Source organism: Kitasatospora sp. NPDC042419 (assembly GCF_056437345.1).
In genome coordinates, this window is sequence record NZ_JBWKAW010000005.1 from 128,238 (window position 1) to 145,721 (window position 17,484).

General features: G+C 73.9%; 19 protein-coding genes. 10 read left to right on the forward strand and 9 right to left on the reverse strand.

Annotation, left to right across the window (positions count from 1 at the left end; translation table 11 throughout):
• Positions 1-177: 177 nt before the first annotated feature.
• A complete protein-coding gene (locus tag AC067J_RS12720) occupies positions 178-1,200 on the reverse strand; it encodes a VldE C-terminal domain-containing protein (RefSeq protein WP_478298396.1) in 1,023 nt (340 codons plus the stop codon).
• A gap of 145 nt (positions 1,201-1,345) precedes the next feature.
• On the opposite strand from AC067J_RS12720, the gene dapE reads away from it, so the two are divergent.
• On the forward strand, positions 1,346-2,419 hold the full coding sequence (dapE, locus tag AC067J_RS12725) for a succinyl-diaminopimelate desuccinylase (protein ID WP_478298398.1): 1,074 nt from the start codon (positions 1,346-1,348) through the stop codon (positions 2,417-2,419).
• Positions 2,420-2,518: 99 nt separating this feature from the next.
• Positions 2,519-3,328, forward strand: coding sequence for an LOG family protein (locus AC067J_RS12730; RefSeq protein ID WP_478298400.1), 810 nt, complete (start codon positions 2,519-2,521; stop codon positions 3,326-3,328).
• Positions 3,329-3,392: 64 nt separating this feature from the next.
• Here AC067J_RS12730 and folP read toward each other — a convergent pair whose 3' ends face one another.
• Positions 3,393-4,307: a dihydropteroate synthase gene (gene folP, locus AC067J_RS12735; RefSeq protein ID WP_478298938.1), complete on the reverse strand. Its 915-nt coding sequence runs from the start codon at positions 4,305-4,307 to the stop codon at positions 3,393-3,395.
• A 55-nt stretch (positions 4,308-4,362) separates the two neighbouring features.
• Here folP and AC067J_RS12740 point away from each other — a divergent pair, with 55 nt between their 5' ends.
• On the forward strand, positions 4,363-4,794 hold the full coding sequence (locus AC067J_RS12740; protein WP_478298402.1) for a DivIVA domain-containing protein: 432 nt from the start codon (positions 4,363-4,365) through the stop codon (positions 4,792-4,794).
• Positions 4,795-4,898: 104 nt separating this feature from the next.
• Positions 4,899-5,465 carry a DNA-3-methyladenine glycosylase I gene (locus AC067J_RS12745; RefSeq protein WP_478298940.1) on the forward strand — a complete coding sequence of 189 codons (567 nt, stop codon included), beginning with the start codon at positions 4,899-4,901 and terminating at the stop codon, positions 5,463-5,465.
• 13 nt (positions 5,466-5,478) lie between these two features.
• Here AC067J_RS12745 and AC067J_RS12750 read toward each other — a convergent pair whose 3' ends face one another.
• Entirely contained in the window at positions 5,479-6,279 is an 801-nt protein-coding gene (locus AC067J_RS12750; RefSeq protein ID WP_478298404.1) for an enoyl-CoA hydratase-related protein, read from the reverse strand.
• Between the two features lie 307 nt (positions 6,280-6,586).
• Here AC067J_RS12750 and AC067J_RS12755 point away from each other — a divergent pair, with 307 nt between their 5' ends.
• On the forward strand, positions 6,587-6,754 hold the full coding sequence (locus AC067J_RS12755; protein ID WP_014137929.1) for a DUF3117 domain-containing protein: 168 nt from the start codon (positions 6,587-6,589) through the stop codon (positions 6,752-6,754).
• A 169-nt stretch (positions 6,755-6,923) separates the two neighbouring features.
• Here the strand turns inward: AC067J_RS12755 and AC067J_RS12760 are convergent, their stop codons facing one another.
• Positions 6,924-7,493, reverse strand: coding sequence for an O-methyltransferase (locus AC067J_RS12760; protein ID WP_478298942.1), 570 nt, complete (start codon positions 7,491-7,493; stop codon positions 6,924-6,926).
• 268 nt (positions 7,494-7,761) lie between these two features.
• On the opposite strand from AC067J_RS12760, the gene sigE reads away from it, so the two are divergent.
• The 4 genes from sigE to AC067J_RS12780 all read left to right on the forward strand — a co-directional run bounded on the left by sigE (position 7,762) and on the right by AC067J_RS12780 (position 11,196).
• Positions 7,762-8,616, forward strand: coding sequence for an RNA polymerase sigma factor SigE (gene sigE, locus AC067J_RS12765; protein WP_478298408.1), 855 nt, complete (start codon positions 7,762-7,764; stop codon positions 8,614-8,616).
• Positions 8,613-9,638 (forward strand): zf-HC2 domain-containing protein, encoded by a 1,026-nt coding sequence (locus AC067J_RS12770; RefSeq protein ID WP_478298410.1) that lies wholly within the window; start codon positions 8,613-8,615, stop codon positions 9,636-9,638. Before sigE ends, AC067J_RS12770 begins: the two co-directional genes overlap by 4 nt.
• A gap of 132 nt (positions 9,639-9,770) precedes the next feature.
• On the forward strand, positions 9,771-10,220 hold the full coding sequence (locus tag AC067J_RS12775) for a sec-independent translocase (protein ID WP_478298412.1): 450 nt from the start codon (positions 9,771-9,773) through the stop codon (positions 10,218-10,220).
• A gap of 295 nt (positions 10,221-10,515) precedes the next feature.
• Entirely contained in the window at positions 10,516-11,196 is a 681-nt protein-coding gene (locus AC067J_RS12780) for a hypothetical protein (protein WP_478298414.1), read from the forward strand.
• 74 nt (positions 11,197-11,270) lie between these two features.
• On the opposite strand, the gene AC067J_RS12785 is transcribed toward AC067J_RS12780, so the two are convergent.
• The 4 genes from AC067J_RS12785 to AC067J_RS12800 form a co-directional block, all read right to left on the reverse strand.
• Complete coding sequence (locus AC067J_RS12785) at positions 11,271-12,431, reverse strand: Mrp/NBP35 family ATP-binding protein (protein WP_478298416.1); 1,161 nt, start codon at positions 12,429-12,431, stop codon at positions 11,271-11,273.
• 57 nt (positions 12,432-12,488) lie between these two features.
• Complete coding sequence (locus AC067J_RS12790; RefSeq protein WP_478298944.1) at positions 12,489-13,034, reverse strand: DUF1003 domain-containing protein; 546 nt, start codon at positions 13,032-13,034, stop codon at positions 12,489-12,491.
• A gap of 67 nt (positions 13,035-13,101) precedes the next feature.
• The gene (locus AC067J_RS12795) at positions 13,102-14,385 is read right to left on the reverse strand and encodes a magnesium transporter MgtE N-terminal domain-containing protein (protein WP_478298418.1); all 1,284 of its coding nucleotides are present in this window, start codon (positions 14,383-14,385) and stop codon (positions 13,102-13,104) included.
• 226 nt (positions 14,386-14,611) lie between these two features.
• A complete protein-coding gene (locus tag AC067J_RS12800; protein WP_478298420.1) occupies positions 14,612-15,172 on the reverse strand; it encodes a hypothetical protein in 561 nt (186 codons plus the stop codon).
• A 131-nt stretch (positions 15,173-15,303) separates the two neighbouring features.
• On the opposite strand from AC067J_RS12800, the gene AC067J_RS12805 reads away from it, so the two are divergent.
• A complete protein-coding gene (locus AC067J_RS12805; protein WP_478298422.1) occupies positions 15,304-16,284 on the forward strand; it encodes a DMT family transporter in 981 nt (326 codons plus the stop codon).
• Between the two features lie 61 nt (positions 16,285-16,345).
• Here the strand turns inward: AC067J_RS12805 and corA are convergent, their stop codons facing one another.
• Positions 16,346-17,470 carry a magnesium/cobalt transporter CorA gene (gene corA / locus AC067J_RS12810; protein ID WP_478298424.1) on the reverse strand — a complete coding sequence of 375 codons (1,125 nt, stop codon included), beginning with the start codon at positions 17,468-17,470 and terminating at the stop codon, positions 16,346-16,348.
• Positions 17,471-17,484 lie beyond the last annotated feature (14 nt).

The window sequence follows — 17,484 nt, forward strand, 5'->3', positions numbered from 1 at the left end:
TTCTGCGCCCGGCCCGTCCGCGAAAGCCCCGCGTCCACCTGCGTTGACGGGAATCACTCGTCCGGCGGCAACCCGGACACCAGTGCGTCAGCCGCCCGGTCCGGGCGGGTTCAGCCGTCCGGAAACGCCGCCGCGCCGGGCCGCCCGGTCACCCGGACGACCCGGCGCGGCGCGGGCTCAGCTCTTCGCGGGGGGTGCCAGCGAGACCAGTACCAGCTTGGTCGAGGTCCCGGTCGGCTGCGGCTTCCAGCCGTCCTCGGACTTCGACTTCCGCCAGACCTTCCCGTCGTACGCGACGGTCTCGATGCCCAGCTTCTGGGCCTGGGTCACCGCCCAGTGCGCCACCGCCCAGCCGTTCTGCCGCTCGGCGTTCGGCCCGGCGTCGGTGGAGGCGGTCGGGTCCGGGGTCAGCGAGACGGCGTTCTCGGCGCCCTTGACGGTGGACGAGTAGCCGGCGGCCGGGGTCACCGTGCGGCCGAACTCGCGGCGGACCCGGTCGCTCAGCACCTGGGTCCGGTCCGTCCCGGCGGCGGCCGGGGCCGTGGCGCCGGGGGAGGCGGCGGCCGCCGGGGCGGCGCTCTCCGCGTCCTCGTCGGGGGCGGCGAAGTCGTGCACCACGCAGTTCAGCGAGGCCGCCTCACGGCCGGTCAGCGCGGAGGCCAGCAGGGTGGCCTTGGTCTCGTGCTTGGCGTAGGCCTGCGGGTAGCCGCTCTTCTGCACCTGCTGGGCCGCGTCGGTCAGCGGCAGCCGGGTGTAGCCGGGCACCTTCACCAGGCCGTCGAGGAACTTGTTGGTCGCGTAGACCGGGTCCATGATCTGCTGCACGGTGCCCCAGCCCTGCGAGGGACGCTGCTGGAACAGGCCGACCGAGTCCCGGTCGCCGCCGGTCAGGTTGCGGATCTTGGACTCCTGCATCGCGGTGGCCAGCGAGATGGTCACCGCCCGGTCCGGCAGGGCGCGGGCGTGCGCGACGGCGGCGATCGTCGCCGCGTTGGCCGCCTGCGGGACCTCCAGTTCGCCCTCTCCCGCCGGGGTCTTCACGGTGCAGCCCTCGGGGGTCAGCAGCTTCTGGTCGCGCAGCCAGAACAGGCCGACCGCCACCACGGCCAGCGCCAGCAGGCCGATCAGCACCGCCCGCAGCCCGCGGCGCCCCCGGGGCGCCGCGCCGTCGCCCCGACCGCCGCTCCTTCTCCTGGCCACCGCCGCCCCTCTCCACCGAGCTTCCGAACCGACACCGTACCCACTCGGACGGGTGTGCGGTGACCGTCGGTTGCGGGCGACGGTGTCACAGCACCGCTACGGCGGGGCCGTGGCGGCACCGGTCGGCGGACTAGGCTGGGCGACCATGAGCAGCCCGAAGACGTCCCTGGACCTCACCCTCGACGGCGGCGCGCTGACCGCCCAACTGGTGGACTTCCCCTCCGTCAGCGGCGACGAGCAGGCACTCGCCGATGCCGTGGAGGCCGCCCTGCGCGTCCACCCGCACCTGACCGTCGACCGGTACGGCAACAACGTGGTGGCCCGCACCGGCCTCGGCCGCGCCGAACGCGTGCTGCTCGCCGGGCACCTGGACACCGTGCCGATCGCCGACAACGTGCCCTCCTACGTCGAGGGCGACCTGCTCTACGGCTGCGGCACCTCCGACATGAAGTCCGGCGTCGCCGTCCAGCTCCGGCTCGCCGCCACCCTGCGGGAGCCCAACCGGGACCTCACCTTCGTGTTCTACGACTGCGAGGAGGTGGAGGCCCACCGCAACGGCCTCGGCCACCTCGCCCAGGCCCACCCCGACTGGCTCGCCGCCGACTTCGCGGTGCTGATGGAGCCCAGCGGGGCCGCCGTCGAGGGCGGCTGCCAGGGCACCCTGCGCGCACAGGTCCGGCTCACCGGCGTGCGTGCCCACTCGGCCCGCAGCTGGCTCGGCGACAACGCGATCCACCACGCCGCCGAGGTGCTCGGCCGGCTCGCGGCGTACGAGCCGCGCCGGGTGGACATCGACGGACTGGAGTACCGCGAGGGCCTCAACGCGGTGCGGATCGACGGCGGTGTGGCCGGGAACGTGATCCCCGACGAGTGCGTGGTGACGGTCAACTTCCGCTTCGCCCCGGACCGCGACGAGGCCGACGCCGAGAAGCACGTGCGCGAGGTCTTCGACGGTTTCGACGTCACCGTCACCGACTTCGCCCCGGGCGCGCTGCCCGGTCTGAACCAGCCGGCCGCCCAGGCCTTCCTCGCCGCGACCGGCGGGACGGCCCGCGCCAAGTTCGGCTGGACCGACGTCGCGCGGTTCAGCGCGCTGGGCGTCCCGGCGGTCAACTACGGCCCCGGCGACCCGAACATGGCGCACAAGCGGGACGAGCACTGCTCGCTCAGCGCCATCGCCGAGACCGAGGAGCGGCTGCGCGCCTGGCTGACCAGCTGAGGCGACAAGCAGATCAACGGTCGAACGCCACCTTCCGGTTGCCCAACCGACCTTCCACCGTTGCCTTGAAACGGGGATCGGCGGGCGTAGGGTTTCGTCATGACAGGCACTGGAGACGAAAAGCACTACGGACACGGTCCTGAGCAGGTGGGCGAGCCGCACCCGAAGAAGGCGTGGCCCGAGAAGCAGAAGGGCCCGGTGCTGGTGCGCCGGGACCAGGTCGGCGAGAGCACGACGGACCAGCGCCTGCTGGACACCACCGGCCCGACGGACTGGCTGCACACCGACCCCTGGCGGGTCCTGCGGATCACCTCGGAGTTCGTCGAGGGCTTCGGCGCCCTGGCCGAACTCCCGCCCGCGATCAGCGTCTTCGGCTCCGCCCGGACCCCGGTCGACTCGCCCGAGTACGCGGCGGGCGTGGCGATCGGCCGGGCGCTGGCCGAGGCCGGCTACGCGGTGATCACCGGGGGCGGGCCGGGCGCGATGGAGGCGGCCAACCGGGGCGCCTCGGACGCCGGCGGGCTCAGCGTCGGGCTCGGCATCGAGCTGCCCTTCGAGCAGGGGCTCAACGAGTTCGTCGACCTCGGGCTGAACTTCCGCTACTTCTTCGTCCGCAAGACGATGTTCGTGAAGTACGCGCAGGGGTTCGTCGTGCTGCCCGGCGGACTCGGCACGCTGGACGAGCTGTTCGAGGCGCTCACCCTGGTGCAGACGAAGAAGGTCACCCGCTTCCCGGTGGTCCTCTTCGGCAGCGAGTACTGGGGCGGGCTGGCCGACTGGTTGAAGAACACCCTGGTCGCGCAGGGCAAGGCGGCCCCGCACGACCTGGAGCTCTTCCACATCACCGACGACATCGACGAGGTCATGAAGATCCTCGCCGAAGCCCGCCGGCCGATGAACGGGATCTAGGGAGAGGACCGAGGGCGCCCGCCCGTGCGAGCGCGAGCCGAGCGCCCTCGGGACGAGCGCTCCCTCAGGCCAGCCCCCGGCGGGCGACCGCCGGGGGACGGGTGCCGCGGATCGAGGCCACCATGTCCAGCACCTGCCGGGTCTCCGCGACCTGGTGCACCCGGTACACCCGGGCGCCCAGCCACGCGGAGACCGCCGTGGTGGCCAGCGTGCCGAGCAGCCGCTGGTCCACCGGCAGGTCCAGGGTCTCGCCGACGAAGTCCTTGTTGGAGAGCGAGACCAGCACCGGGAACCCGGTCGCGGTCATCTCCGGCAGCCGCCGGGTCGCCTCCAGCGAGTGCCGGGTGTTCTTGCCGAAGTCGTGCCCCGGGTCGATGATCACCGCGTCCCGTCGCACGCCCAGCTCCACCGCCCGCTCGGCCAGCCCGACGGTCACCCGCAGGATGTCCGCCATCACGTCCGCGTAGCCGGCCCGGTGCGGCCGGGTCCGCGGCTCCGCGCCGCCGGCGTGGGTGCAGACCAGCCCGGCGTCGTACCGGGCGGCCACCTCGGCCAGCCGCGGGTCCACCCCGCCCCAGGCGTCGTTCAGCAGGTCCGCGCCGACCTCGCAGACCGCCTCGCCGACCTCGTGCCGCCAGGTGTCGACGCTGATCACGGCCTCCGGGTGGCGCTTGCGCAGCTCCGCCACGAACGGCACGGTGCGCCGGAGTTCCTCCTCGACGGTGACCTCGTCGCCGGGCCCCGCCTTCACCCCGCCGATGTCCAGGATCGCGGCCCCCTCGGCCACCGCACGGTCGGCCGCGGCGAACGCGGCCTCGTCGGCGAACGTGGCGCCCTTGTCGAAGAACGAGTCAGGAGTCCGGTTGACGATCGCCATGATCACCAGCTCGTCGTCGCCGAATTCCCGTGGTCCCAGGCGCAGTGCCACCGATGTCTCCTCCACAGCTGCTGCGAGTGCGATGATGGCCCCCCGGCCCATCGGGACCATGATCCCACTCCTGTCGGGGCCGGCCGGAAAATCGGGAGGACCGCTCGTGTTCTGGGTGATCGTGGTGGCGATGGCCGTGGTGGTCGGCGGCGCCGCGCTGGTGGCGCTGGGCGGGGGCGGCTCGCTGCCGGAGGCGGTGCACGACCGGATCGCCGCCCGGCTGCCGCAGGACCGCCCGCTCGGCCAGGAGGACGTCGACGCGATCCGGCTGCCGATGGCCGTCCGCGGCTACCGGATGGACGAGGTGGACGACGTGCTCGACCGGCTGGGTGCCGAACTCGCCCACCGCGACGCGCGGATCGCCGAACTGGAGGCGCTGGCCGCCGTGCGCGGCGCGGTGGAGGTCTCCGACGGCCCCGAGGTGGGTGCCGAGCCGCTGCCCGGCCTGGAGGAGTTCGCCAAGGTCGTCGAGCCCGCCGTCGCCCTCACCAAGGCCCCGGCGGGCCCCGAGGACGCCAGGCCGGCGGACGGCCGGTGAGCGCCGACCCGGGGGCCGGAGCCGGGACGGGCACCGACACCGACACCGGCACCGGCGCTGACGCGGGCGTCACGGCCGGCGGCGCCGTCCTCGGCCCGGACGGCCTGCGCCGCTGCGCCTGGGGCGACTCGGCGGACGACTACCGGACCTACCACGACACCGAGTGGGGCCGCCCGGTGCGCGGCGACGACGCCCTGTTCGAGCGGGTCTGCCTGGAGGCCTTCCAGTCCGGGCTCTCCTGGATCACCATCCTGCGCCGCCGCGAGGGGTTCCGGTCCGCCTTCGCGGGCTTCGAGATCGCCAGGGTCGCCGAGTTCGACGGGACCGACGTCGAGCGGCTGCTCGGCGACACCGGGATCATCCGCAACCGGGCCAAGATCGAGGCCTCGATCGCCAACGCCAGGGTCGCCCGCGACCTCGACGGCGGGCTGGACGCGCTGATCTGGCAGTTCGCCGGCGACCCGGACCGGCCGGCCCCCCGTTCGATGGACGAGGTGCCGGCCGTCACGCCCGAGTCGACCGCCCTGGCCAAGGCGCTGAAGAAGGCGGGCTTCCGGTTCGTCGGCCCGACCACCGCGTACGCGCTGATGCAGGCCTGCGGACTGGTCGACGACCACCTCGCCGACTGCCACGTCCGGACCGCCCTCGACGGGGCACGGCCCGCGGCGTAGGCACGCGCGCCGTTCAGCGCCCCAGGTACCCCGGCTTCTCCTTGGCGATGAAGGCGCGGACCGCGATCCGGTGGTCCTCGCTCTCGCCCGCCAGCGTCTGCAGCTCGTCCTCCTTGTCGAGCAGCTCGCTCAGCGAGTGCGAGGCGCCGTACGCCAGCGACTCCTTGATCGCGCCGTACGCCACGGTCGGGCCCTCGGCCAGCTCCCGGGCGAACACCCGGGCGGTGGCGGCCAGTTCCGCGGCCGGCACCACCTTGGTGGCCAGGCCCAGCTCCATCGCCTCGGCCGCCTTCACGGTGCGCGGCAGCATCAGCAGCTCGGTCGCCTTGGCGTGCCCGACCAGGCGGGGCAGCGTCCAGGACGCCCCCGAGTCGGCGGTCAGCGCGATCCCGGCGAAGGCGGTGTTGAAGCCGGCCGTCTCGGAGACGATCCGGAAGTCGCAGGCGAAGGCCAGCGAGGCGCCCGCGCCGGCCGCCACCCCGCCGACCGCGGCGACCGTCGGCTTGCGCATCCCCGCCAGCGCCCGCAGCAGCGGGTTGTAGTGCTCCGCGACCGTCTTCAGCGCGCCCTCGCCGGTCTCCTCGGCCCGCTTGAGCATGCCCAGGTGCTCCTTGAGGTCCTGGCCGACGCAGAACGCCCGGTCGCCCGCGCCGGTCAGCAGGACGGCCCGCACCGCCGGGTCCTCGGCGGCGGCGGTCACGATGTCACGCAGCGCTACCTTGGTGGCCACGTCCAGCGCGTTCATGGCCTCCGGCCGGTTGATGGTGACGACGGCCAGGCCGCCGTCCAGTTCGTACAGCACGGAATCGGACATGGGCGAGGGCTCCCTTGCTCGTCGCACGGTGATCGCACGGTGGTCGTCGTGTGCCAGGATGCCGGAGCCCGGGGCCGGCTGGGGAGTGTGAGGTATCGCACCTTCCGGTGGCGTACGGACCACCGCCGCGCCGGGGCTTATGGCGGGAAATGCGACGGTTGGGGACGGTCCGGCCGAGGTTGCACCGAGAGTGATGTTGGTCATCAGGCCGTGGCATGCGGGATAATGGCTTCCGATCAATGCGTTCGATACCGGCGGTGGACGGACTGCCGGTGCGTAGCTGAGCGTTGCAGGAAGGGGAACGAGCATGGCGGCCATGAAGCCGCGGACGGGTGACGGCCCGCTCGAAGTCACCAAAGAGGGGCGGGGCATCATCATGCGCGTTCCGCTCGAAGGCGGCGGACGCCTCGTGGTGGAGCTCACGCCTGACGAGGCCGACGCCCTCGGCGAGGCCCTGAAGAAGGCCTGCGGCTGACCGCAGCAGGTGCTCGCCATCTCCTGGAGATGTGCCGCCGAGCCCGGGTACGACGATCGCGTCGGCCCGGGCTCTGTGGTTCCCGGGCCTCCGCGGGGCCCAGGAGGCCCCGCCGCACGGCCGCCGGACCCCGCCCGCCGCACGGCCGGGCGGACCCCGCAGACGGCCCTCAGCGTTTGACGGCGCAGAGCAGCCCGTCCGAGACCGGCAGCAGCGCCGGCAGCAGCTTGTCGCTCTCCCGGACGTCCCGCACCAGGTCGCGGACCGAGCGGGTCTGCGGGTCCTGCTGCTCGGGCTCGGCCAGTCGGCCCTCCTGGAAGACGCCCTCGAAGCAGACCATCCCGCCCGGCCGCAGCAGCCGCAGCGACTCCGCCAGGTACTCCTGCGACTCCGCCGGGTCCCCGTCGCAGAACACCAGGTCGTACTGGCCGTCGGCGAGCCGCGGCAGCACCTCCAGCGCCCGGCCCGGTATGAACCGCGACCGGTTGGCCGCGAAACCGGCCGCCTGGTAGGCCTCCCGCGCCAACTGCTGGCGGACCGGCTCGGAGTCGACGGTGGTGAGCACCCCGTCGGGCCGCATCCCGCGCAGCAGGTAGACCCCGGAGACGCCCGTCCCGGTGCCGATCTCGGCCACCGCCTTGGCGTCCAGCGCGGCCGCCAGCAGCCGCAGGCAGGCGCCGCCGCTGGGCCCGATCGCCCTGATTCCGGTCCGCGCGGACTGTGCCCGGGCGTAGGTCAGCACCGCGTCCTCGCCGACGTAGGTGTCCGCGAGAGCCGCACGCGCGGGCCCGAACTCGCTGATGGCTGCCTCTTTCGGAGCCCCGGGTGGCGGCCCGGCGCCGAGCGGATGTCGATATTTCCTGCCACAGATTACTGGCCGGGCGGGAACCGCGTACGGCGGCGGGCCGTTGGTGAGGCAGGGACCCGGGGAAAGGGACGCTCCCGGGCCAGTTCTCCGGCTTGACGGCCGCGGGCACTTTTATCCGGGCTTGACGGGTGAGGTGGATATGGTGGTGGCCCTGCTGGGCAGAAGAGCCGACCGAGGAGGTGTGGCCGAGGGCGACGTTCCTGTGCGGCGGCACTCCCGCGGCACCGCGTCGGCCCGTACGCCGAAGCCCGTGATGAACCAGCCTGCGCACTCCACCCTGGACCAGCCGGCCGCCGCGCCCGAGACGCCGGCCGCCGGTCCCGCCGAGGCCCCCGCCCTCGCGACCTTCGCCGAGGGCCCTGACGCGCAGACCTGGACTCCGCCCAGCTGGGAGGAGATCGTCGAGGCCCACAGTGCCCGCGTCTACCGCCTGGCCTACCGACTGACGGGCAACCAGCACGACGCCGAGGACCTCACCCAGGAGGTCTTCGTCCGGGTGTTCCGGTCGCTGTCCACGTACACCCCCGGCACGTTCGAGGGCTGGCTGCACCGGATCACCACCAACCTGTTCCTGGACATGGTCCGCCGCCGCCAGCGCATCCGCTTCGACGCGCTCGGCGAGGACGCGGCCGAGCGGCTGGCCTCCCGCGAGCCCAGCCCGGCCCAGCACTTCAGCGACACCCACTTCGACGCCGACGTCCAGCACGCGCTGGACACCCTGGCGCCCGAGTTCCGTGCCGCCGTGGTGCTCTGCGACATCGAGGGCCTCTCCTACGAGGAGATCGCCGCGACGCTCGGCGTGAAGCTCGGCACCGTCCGCAGCCGCATCCACCGCGGACGCTCGCACCTGCGCGCCGCGCTCAAGCACCGCGCGCCCGGTGCGGCCCCCGGCCGCGAGCGCCGCGGCGGCGGCGCCGAGGAGCCGGTGCCGGTCGGCGCCGCGGTGGGCGAGGCCCCCGCCGGGCCGGGCGGTCGCGGGCGGAGGCGATCGTGAGCGCAACCGGCCGGTCAGGGCCGGGCCACTCCTCCGACGTGCCCGGACGGGCCGCGGCCCGCCGGAGCGGCTGGGCCGCCCTGGGGCGGCGCGGCCACGACGGGACCGACCCGGCCGGGGAAGCCCAGCCGGAACGGGGCCGGGCCGCCGCGCCGGGCGAACCCGCACTGCGCGCCGTCGCCGTCCGCCCGGTCGAGCCGGCCGCGGAGGAGCACCACCTCGGGGAGCGGCTCTCCGCCTTCGTCGACGGTGAACTCGGCCACGACTCGCGCGACCGAGTCCAGGCCCACCTCGCCACCTGTCCGCAGTGCCTCGCCGAGGCCGACGAGGGCCGCGCCGTCAAGCACCTGCTCACCCGTACCGGCACCCCCGGCCCGTCCTCCTCGCTGATGGCCCGGCTGATGGCCGTCGGGGCGCTCCCGGAGGACGAGCGGCCCCCGGCCGACCGTCCGGGCCGGGACGACGACGACCTGCCCGGCGGCGGCGTGCCGGCCGCCGGGACGCTCGGCGGCAGCCGGCTGGACGGCGGCTCGTTCGGCCGGGGCGCCGGAGCCTCCTTCGGAGCGGGCGCGCTGGGCGCCGACGCGCCACTGCCCGGGGTCGACCCGCGGGCGTTCGGCCGCGGCGGCTCGGTGCTGCGCCCGCTGATGGGCCGGCGGACCGCCCGCCCGGTGGCCCCGGTCGGCCCGCAGCCGCTGGCCGCGGCGGCCCCGGTGGTGCGGCAGGCGCCGCCGCGCGGACGCCGCTTCGTCTTCGCCGCCGCCGGCGCCTTCTCGGTCGCCGCGGTGACGCTCGGCGGGGTCGGCGGGTTCGCCGGCCCGGGCGAGGAGCAGCACGGCACCACGATCAGCCCGGCCGGCGGCAACGGCCGCGGCGGCGGACTGGTCCCGATGAACGCCCAGGTGCCGGTCGACTTCCCGGTCCGCCCGGTGGCGGTCACCCGGGACGCCCACACACCGCACGAGGTGCCGGACCGGACCCCGAGCTCCGGGGTCGCGGGCCTGCACCACGAGAACAGGTAGACCACGGCGGCCCCTGCGGCCACGGTCATCGGCGGGTCTTCACCACGGCTTCATCACACGGGGGGTCGTGAACCCGCCGATGGCCATTACGCTGTGAGGGACGTTGTCCGATCGCGAGCTTAGGGAGCTTTGGTGTTCAGCGACGTGGGCACACTGGAGGTCCTGACCCTGGCCATCATGGCCATCGTGATCTTCGGTCCGGACAAGCTGCCGAAGCTGATCCAGGACACCATGGGCTTCATCCGGAAGATCCGTTCCTTCGCCGACACCGCGAAGGAGGACATCCGCAGCGAGCTCGGCCCGGAGTTCAAGGACTTCGAGTTCGAGGACCTCAACCCGAAGACCTTCGTCCGCAAGCAGCTCATGGGCGGCGAGGAGGACCCGCTGGGCCTCAAGGACATGCGGGACAGCCTCGACATCCGCTCGGTGCTGGACGACAAGCCCGCCGCCGCCGTGAACGGCCACGGCCGGGTCGGCACCGTCTCGGTGGACAAGTCCTCGGTCGCGGCCCCGGTGGCCGCCTCCGCCGGCACCCCGCTGCAGCCCGGCGAGCGCCCCCCGTTCGACCCGGACGCCACCTGAGCTGTGACTCGCCCGCTCGCCTCCGGGCCGCTCGACCCGGTGCCGACAGTCGGCGCCGGCGCGGCCCTTCGGCTCGGGGCAGGGTGACTCGCCCGCCCGACGGAACCACCGCCCCGCCCGGCCGCACGGCTGAGCGGGGCGGCGGCGTGTGCGCCGCTATTGTGCTGATTGTTCCCGCTGTGCCGTCTGTCACTTTCCGGTCCCTTCCGGACCGAAGACGGTCGGCGGGGACGCCGCGGTACGCCACGATGGGAGCGCGCCACGGCAGGACACGTGCGGTTGAGGAGGCCCGGGGATGGACACGACGAGTCAGGCGGTGGGAACGGCCACGGCCGGCGGACCGGTGGTCGGCGGGCAGGCCGGTCCGGCGGACCCGCTGGTGCCGTACCTGTCCGCGGACTTCCCCTGGTACGGCCTGGACGACGGCTGGACCGGCCGCCGCTACCTGCAGCCCGGCGGCTTCGGTGCCGCCGGCCCGCGCGCGGGGGCCAGGGGCAGCGTCGACTACGGCAGCCTGGGGCACGGCGAGGAGCCGGCCCGCCAGTACGAGCCGCGGGACGTGCGGAAGTTCGCCGTGGTCGTCACCGTGGCCCGCCGGGACAGCCGGCGCAGCGCCGACAACACCGGCACCCTGGAGGCGACCTCCGCCTCCTCCGCCGCGTGGCTGGCCGGCTCCGGCCTGCTCGCCGCGACCTGGCCGGGCCAGCTGGACCGGGCGCGGCGCCAGGACTGGCTGGACCAGCAGTCCGGGCTCGCCTGGGACCTCGCCGACGACCTGGCCGGCCCCGGCTGGTCCACCCTCAGCCTCCCGGTCAACGGCCTGCCGCAGCCGTTCCGCTACCGCGAGTCCGAGTACGGCTGGGTCCTGGCCGGCGAGGCCCCCGGCGTCCTGCTGGGCGCCTACGGCCGCGGCGTCAGCGCCTACGGCGCCGGCTTCGCCACCGTCCCCGACCTGACCGCCTACACCCGCCCGTAGCCCGCGGTGCGCACGAAGGGGCCCGCCGGATACCGGCGGGCCCCTTCCACGGCCTCACGGCCCCTGGCGACGCGTCAGAACTTGTTCTTCGGGGTGAGGCCGAGGGAGAGGCCGGAGAGGCCGCGCTGGCGGCCGCCGAGCTTGCCGGCGACGGCGCGCAGGGCGGCGGCGGCCGGGGAGTCGGGGGCGGCCAGGACGACCGGGCGGCCGTCGTCGCCGCCCTCGCGCAGCCGGACGTCGATCGGGATCGAGCCGAGCACCGGGACGGTGGCGCCGACGGTGCGGGTGAGCGCGTCGGCCACGGTCTGGCCGCCGCCGGTGCCGAACACGTCGATCATCTCGTCGCAGTGCGGGCAGGGCATGCCGGACATGTTCTCGATCACGCCGACGATCTTCTGGTGGGTCTGCACCGCGATGGTGCCGGCCCGCTCGGCCACCTCGGCGGCGGCCATCTGCGGGGTGGTGACGATCAGGATCTCCGCGTTGGGGACCAGCTGGGCCACCGAGATGGCGATGTCGCCGGTGCCGGGCGGCAGGTCCAGCAGCAGGACGTCCAGGTCGCCCCAGTACACGTCGGCCAGGAACTGCTGGAGCGCGCGGTGCAGCATCGGGCCGCGCCAGACCACCGGGGCGTTGCCCGGGGTGAACATGCCGATCGAGATGACCTTCACGCCGTTCGCCTGCGGCGGCATGATCATGTCCTGGACCTGGGTGGGCCGGCCCTCGACGCCCAGCATGCGCGGCACGCTGTGGCCGTAGATGTCGGCGTCGACCACGGCGACCTTCAGGCCGTCCGCGGCCATCGCGGCCGCGAGGTTGACGGTGACCGAGGACTTGCCGACGCCGCCCTTGCCGGAGGCGACCGCGTAGACCCGGGTCAGGGTGCCGGGCTTGGCGAACGGGATCTCCCGCTCGGGGGCGCCGCCGCGCAGCAGCTGGGAGAGCTCCTTGCGCTGCTCGTCGCTCATCACGTCGAGCTCGACCTCGACGCCGGTCACGCCGGGGACCCTGCCGACGGCCTCGCGGACCCGGGCGGTGATGGTGTCGCGCATCGGACAGCCGGAGACGGTCAGGTAGACCGCGACGCGCACGGCGCCGCCCTCGTCGATCCCGACCGATTTCACCATGCCGATCTCGGTGATCGGGCGGTTGATCTCCGGGTCGTTGACGGTCGCGAGCGCCTGGCGTACGGACTCTTCCGTGACGCCGGCCGCGACCTCTGTCTCGTTGGCCATGTCTCGATGGTACGGCGCCGGGTGTGTCGGTTGACCCGTCGGTAGCGGTGCCGAGGGTCACAGCACCTCGGAGGCCTCCCGGCGCTCGTCGATCTCCTTGAGCAGGGACTGGAGTTCGGAGCGGAGGAAGTCGCGGGTGGCGACCTCGCCGAGGCCCTGGCGCAGGGCGGCCACCTCGCGGGTGAGGTACTCGGTGTCGGCGATGTTGCGGTCGCTCCGGGCGCGGTCCTGCTCCATGTTGACGCGGTCCCGGTCGTCCTGGCGGTTCTGTGCGAGCAGGATCAGCGGCGCCGCGTACGAGGCCTGGAGCGAGAGCATCAGGGTGAGGAAGATGAACGGGTAGTCGTCGAAGTGCACCTGGTCCGGCAGGACGGTGTTCCAGCCCACCCAGACGACCACCACGATCGTCATCCAGACGATGAACCGGCCGGTGCCGAGGAAGCGTGCGATCCGCTCGGAGAGCTTGCCGAAGGCCTCCGGATCGTACGTCGGCAGGGTGATCAGGCCGGGGCGGGTGGTGCGCGGCTGGTCGAGCCGGCTGCGGCCGCCGCCGGGGGCCGGGGGTTCGGCGCGCTGGGTGCGGCCGCGTTCGCGGGCGCGCAGTTCGCGCAGCTGGCGCAGTTCGCCCTGGAGGCGCTGGCGGGGGGTGTCGTCCCGGCGGCCCTTGCGGTCAGCGTCCACCGGTCACCTCTCTCTCGTCGGCCGGCCCGTGCGGGGCGGCCTCGCGCCAGTCCTCGGGCAGCAGGTGGTCGAGGACGTCGTCGACGGTGACGGCGCCGACCAGGTGGTCGGCCTCGTCGACCACGGGGGCGGCGACCATGTTGTAGGTCGCCAGGTAGCTGGTGATCAGGGTCAGCGGGGTGTCCGGCGGCAGCGGGTCGAGGTCGTCGTCCACCAGCGAGCCGACCAGGGTGTACGGGGGTTCGCGCAGCAGCCGCTGGAAGTGCACGGTGCCCAGGTACTTGCCGGTCGGCGTCTCGTTGGGCGGGCGGCAGACGAAGACCTGTGCGGCCAGTGCGGGCTTGTTGTCGGAGACCCGCACGCGGGCCAGCGCCTCGGCGACGGTGGCGTCGGGTTCCAGCACGATCGGCTCGGTGGTCATCAGGCCGCCGGCGGTGTTCTCCTCGTAGGTGAGCAGGCGGCGGACCGGTTCGGCCTCCTCCGGTTCCATCAGCTGGAGCAGCCGCTCGGCCTCGTCGCCGGGCAGTTCGGAGAGCAGGTCGGCGGCGTCGTCCGGGTCCATCGCCTCCAGGACGTCGGCGGCCCGTTCGTCCTTGAGCTTGCCGATGATCTCGACCTGGTCGTCCTCGGGCAGCTCCTCCAGGACGTCGGCGAGCCGTTCGTCGTCGAGCGCGGCGGCGACCTCGGCGCGGCGCTTGGCGGAGAGGTGGTGCATGACGTTGGCGAGGTCGGCGGGGCGCAGCTGGTCGAAGGTGGCGAGCAGGTTGGCGGCGCCCTGGTTCTCCTCGGCGAGGGCGAAGCCGGTGACGTCCTTCCAGTCCAGGGTGAGCGTCTCGCCCTTGGACTTGCGAAGCCGGCCGGGCCGGCCGACCTGGACGAAGACCTTGCTGATCTCCCACTCGCGCAGCCGGGTCTGCACCATCGCGACGTCCAGGACGGTGACGTCCTGCTCGGTCTTGCTCCAGGTGACGGTGCGGTCCAGCAGTTCGCCGAGGACGAGGGTCTCGGACGGGCGCTGTTCGAAGCGGCGCATGTTGATCACGCCGGTGGTCAGCACCTGGCCGGATTCGAGGCTGGTCACCCTGGTCATGGGGAGGAAGATCCGGCGGCGGCCGATCACCTCGACGACCAGGCCGAGCACCCGGGGCGGGCGGCCGCCGAGGCGGAGCGTGACCACCACGTCCCGGACCCGGCCGACCTGGTCGCCGATCGGGTCGAAGACGGCGACGCCGGAGAGGTGCGAGATGAAGACCCGGCTGCCTGCCCCTGCCATGGACTCCCTCGCCTCGCTCGACGCCCGGTCGGGCGCACGGGTGCACGGGCACGCCCCGCGGCCAAGGCTACTCGTGGACCGGTGCCCGGGCTCGGTGGAAACCGGGGCGAATCGGGCGCCTGGGTGGTGCCGGGGCGGCGGCGGGAGGGGTGTCGGGAGGGGTGTCGGGTACCGCGCCCGCGGTCGGAGCGCGGGACGGTCGGCGGTACGGGGCGCGCGGCCGGGCTCAGCCCTTGCGGCGCTTGAACAGCAGCTTCGGCAGGCCGGCCGGGATCGGCCGCCGGGTGGTGGCCGGGGTGGGCATCGGGGCGGCGGCGTGCGAGGCGTCCGGCATCGCGCCCGGGTACTCGGTGAGTTCGCCGCCCGCCGTGCCGGCCGGCTCCAGCCGGAGCACCCGGCACTCGCGGGCCCAGCGGTCGGCGATGGTGTCGGTGTCGGGCGCGTTCAGCCGCTTGCCCTTGAGCTCCTCGACGGCGCCCAGCCAGGCCTCGCTCCCCGGTGCGAGCTCGACGACCCGGGCCGGCCAGCCGGTCAGCCGGCCGCCCTTGTCCTTGCTCCGGACGGTCACCACCGCGCCCGCTCCGCCGGTCAGTCCGTGCAGCGGCTGCTCGCCGCCGTCGCCGACGACCACGACCGCGCCGTCGTGCCAGGCGTGCCAGACCGCCCGGCCGTGCTCCTGGCCGTCCGCCCGGACCCAGAGCAGGCCGGACTTCTTCGCGGCCTCCTCCAGCAGGGCCCGGTCGAGGAAGTCGTCGGCGGTCGCGGCTGCGGCAGGCGTACGGTCCATGGCGCACAGCGTACGGCCTGAGCCGTCCGGGCGATGTCTCGCGGTTCGGGCGACAGTTCCGTCACCGCCGCACGGGCCTTACGGTAGGAGCCGCCAGCCCCGCACCCCTCACTCCGAAGCAGAGGAGCGCCGTGCCCGCCGTCCCGCCAGAGACCGCCGCCGCCCCCGCCGTCCCCGACGTCCCCGTCACCGGCGGGCCCGTCACCGGCGGGCCCGTCACCGCCGGGCCCGCCGGGGCCCGTTCGCAGCCGCTCCCCAGGTTCGACCTGCTGCTGCTCGCCGTCTCCGTCACGGGCATCTCGCTGTCCGCGCCGCTGATCAGCGCCACGGCCGCGCCCGCCCTGGCGATCGCCCTCTGGCGCAACGTCATGTCGGTCGGCGTGCTCGGCCCCTACGCGCTGCTGCGCCACCGGGCCGAGCTGCGCGGCATCTCCCGGCGGGCGCTGCTGCTGGCCGTCGCGGCCGGCGCCCTGCTCGCCGTCCACTTCGCGCTCTGGATGCCCAGCCTGCGGATGACCTCGGTCGCCTCGGCGACCGCGCTGGTCACCACCACCCCGCTCTGGACCATCCTGCTGATGCGGCTGCTCGGGGTGCGGGCGCCGCGGATGGTCTGGCTCGGGATGGCGGTGGCGTTCGCCGGCGTCCTGGTGCTGACCGGGGTCGACCTGTCGCTCTCGCCGCGCGCCCTGGCCGGCGACGCGCTCGCGCTCGGCGCGGGCCTGGCCGCCGCCGGGTACGTGCTGCTCGGCGCCGAGGTCCGCCGGACCGTCAGCACCACCGCGTACACGCTGGTCTGCTACACCACCACCGCCGTGGTCCTGCTGGCGGTCTGCCTGGCCGCCGGGACGCCGCTGTCCGGCTGGCCGGCCGGGGCCTGGTGGCAGATCGTGCTGCTGATGGTCACCGCCCAGCTGCTGGGCCACTCGCTGAGCAACCGGGTGGTGCGCACGCTCGGCCCCTCGGTCACCTCCACCGCGGTGCTGCTGGAGACCCCGGGTGCCGCGCTGATCGCCGCGCTCTGGCTCGGCCAGTGGCCCCCGGTGGCCGCCTACCCGGCGGTGGTGCTGATCCTGCTCGGCCTGGTGCTGGTCGCCCGGGCCGGTCGCCGGTAGCGGCTTCCGGTCGGGGCCGTCGGCCGCGGGCGCCGCCCCGCGGCCGGCCGTGGCGCGGCGCCTACAGCCAGCCGTTGCGGCGGAAGCCGCGGTACATCCCGACGCAGATCAGCACCACGCTGCCGAGCACCATCGGGTAGCCGTACCGGTGGTGCAGCTCCGGCATGTAGTCGAAGTTCATGCCGTACACGCCGGTGATCATGGTCGGCACGGCGAAGATCGCCGCCCAGGCGGTGATCTTGCGCATGTCCTCGTTCTGCGCCACCGAGACCTGCGCCAGATTGGCCTGGAGCAGCGAGTTCAGCAGCTCGTCGAAGCCGTGCACCTGCTCGGTGACCCGGGCCAGGTGGTCGGCGACGTCCCGGAAGTACTTCTGGATCTCCGGGTCGACCAGCCGCTGCAGCGGCTCCGAGAGCTGCTGCATCGGCCGCAGCAGCGGCGCCACCGCCCGCTTGAACTCCAGCACTTCGCGCTTGAGCTGGTAGACCCGGCCGACGTCGGTGCCCCGGCCGCCCCGGTTGGAGAAGACGTCGAACTCGATCTCGTCCACGTCGGTCTGCAGCCGGTCGGCGACCAGCAGGTAGTTGTCCACCACCTGGTCGGCGATCGCGTGCAGCACCGCCGACGGGCCCTTGCCGAGCAGCCCGGTGCCGTCCGCGTCGGCCTCCAGCCGGTGCCGCAGCGCCTTCAGCGAGCTGTGTCCGCCGTGCCGGACGGTGATCACGAAGTCCCGCCCGGCGAACACCATCAGCTCGCCGGTCTCGACCACCTCGCTGGTCGGCGTGAGCTGGTCGTGGTCGACGTACCGGATCGTCTTGAAGACGGCGAACAGTACGTCGTCGTATCGTTCGACCTTCGGCCGCTGGTGCGCGTGCACCGCGTCCTCGACCGCCAGCGGGTGCAGCCCGAACCGCTGCGCGATCCCCTCGAACTCCGCCTCGGTCGGCTCGTGCAGTCCGATCCAGCTGAACGACCCGGAGCCGTCGGGCAGTTGCTTCGAGGCCTTGACCAGCCGGGCCGCCTCGCGCGGGCTGCAGCTCTCGCCCAGGCGCTTGCCGTCCTGGTAGACCGCGCAGTCCACCACCGCGGAAGGGCTCTGGCCCGGGTGGATCGTGTCGAACAGCGCCGACGCCGAGCGACGGCGGTTGGTGCGGACGGCTGCGCGCAGGCTGTTGATCATCGACATGGCAGGCTCCCTTG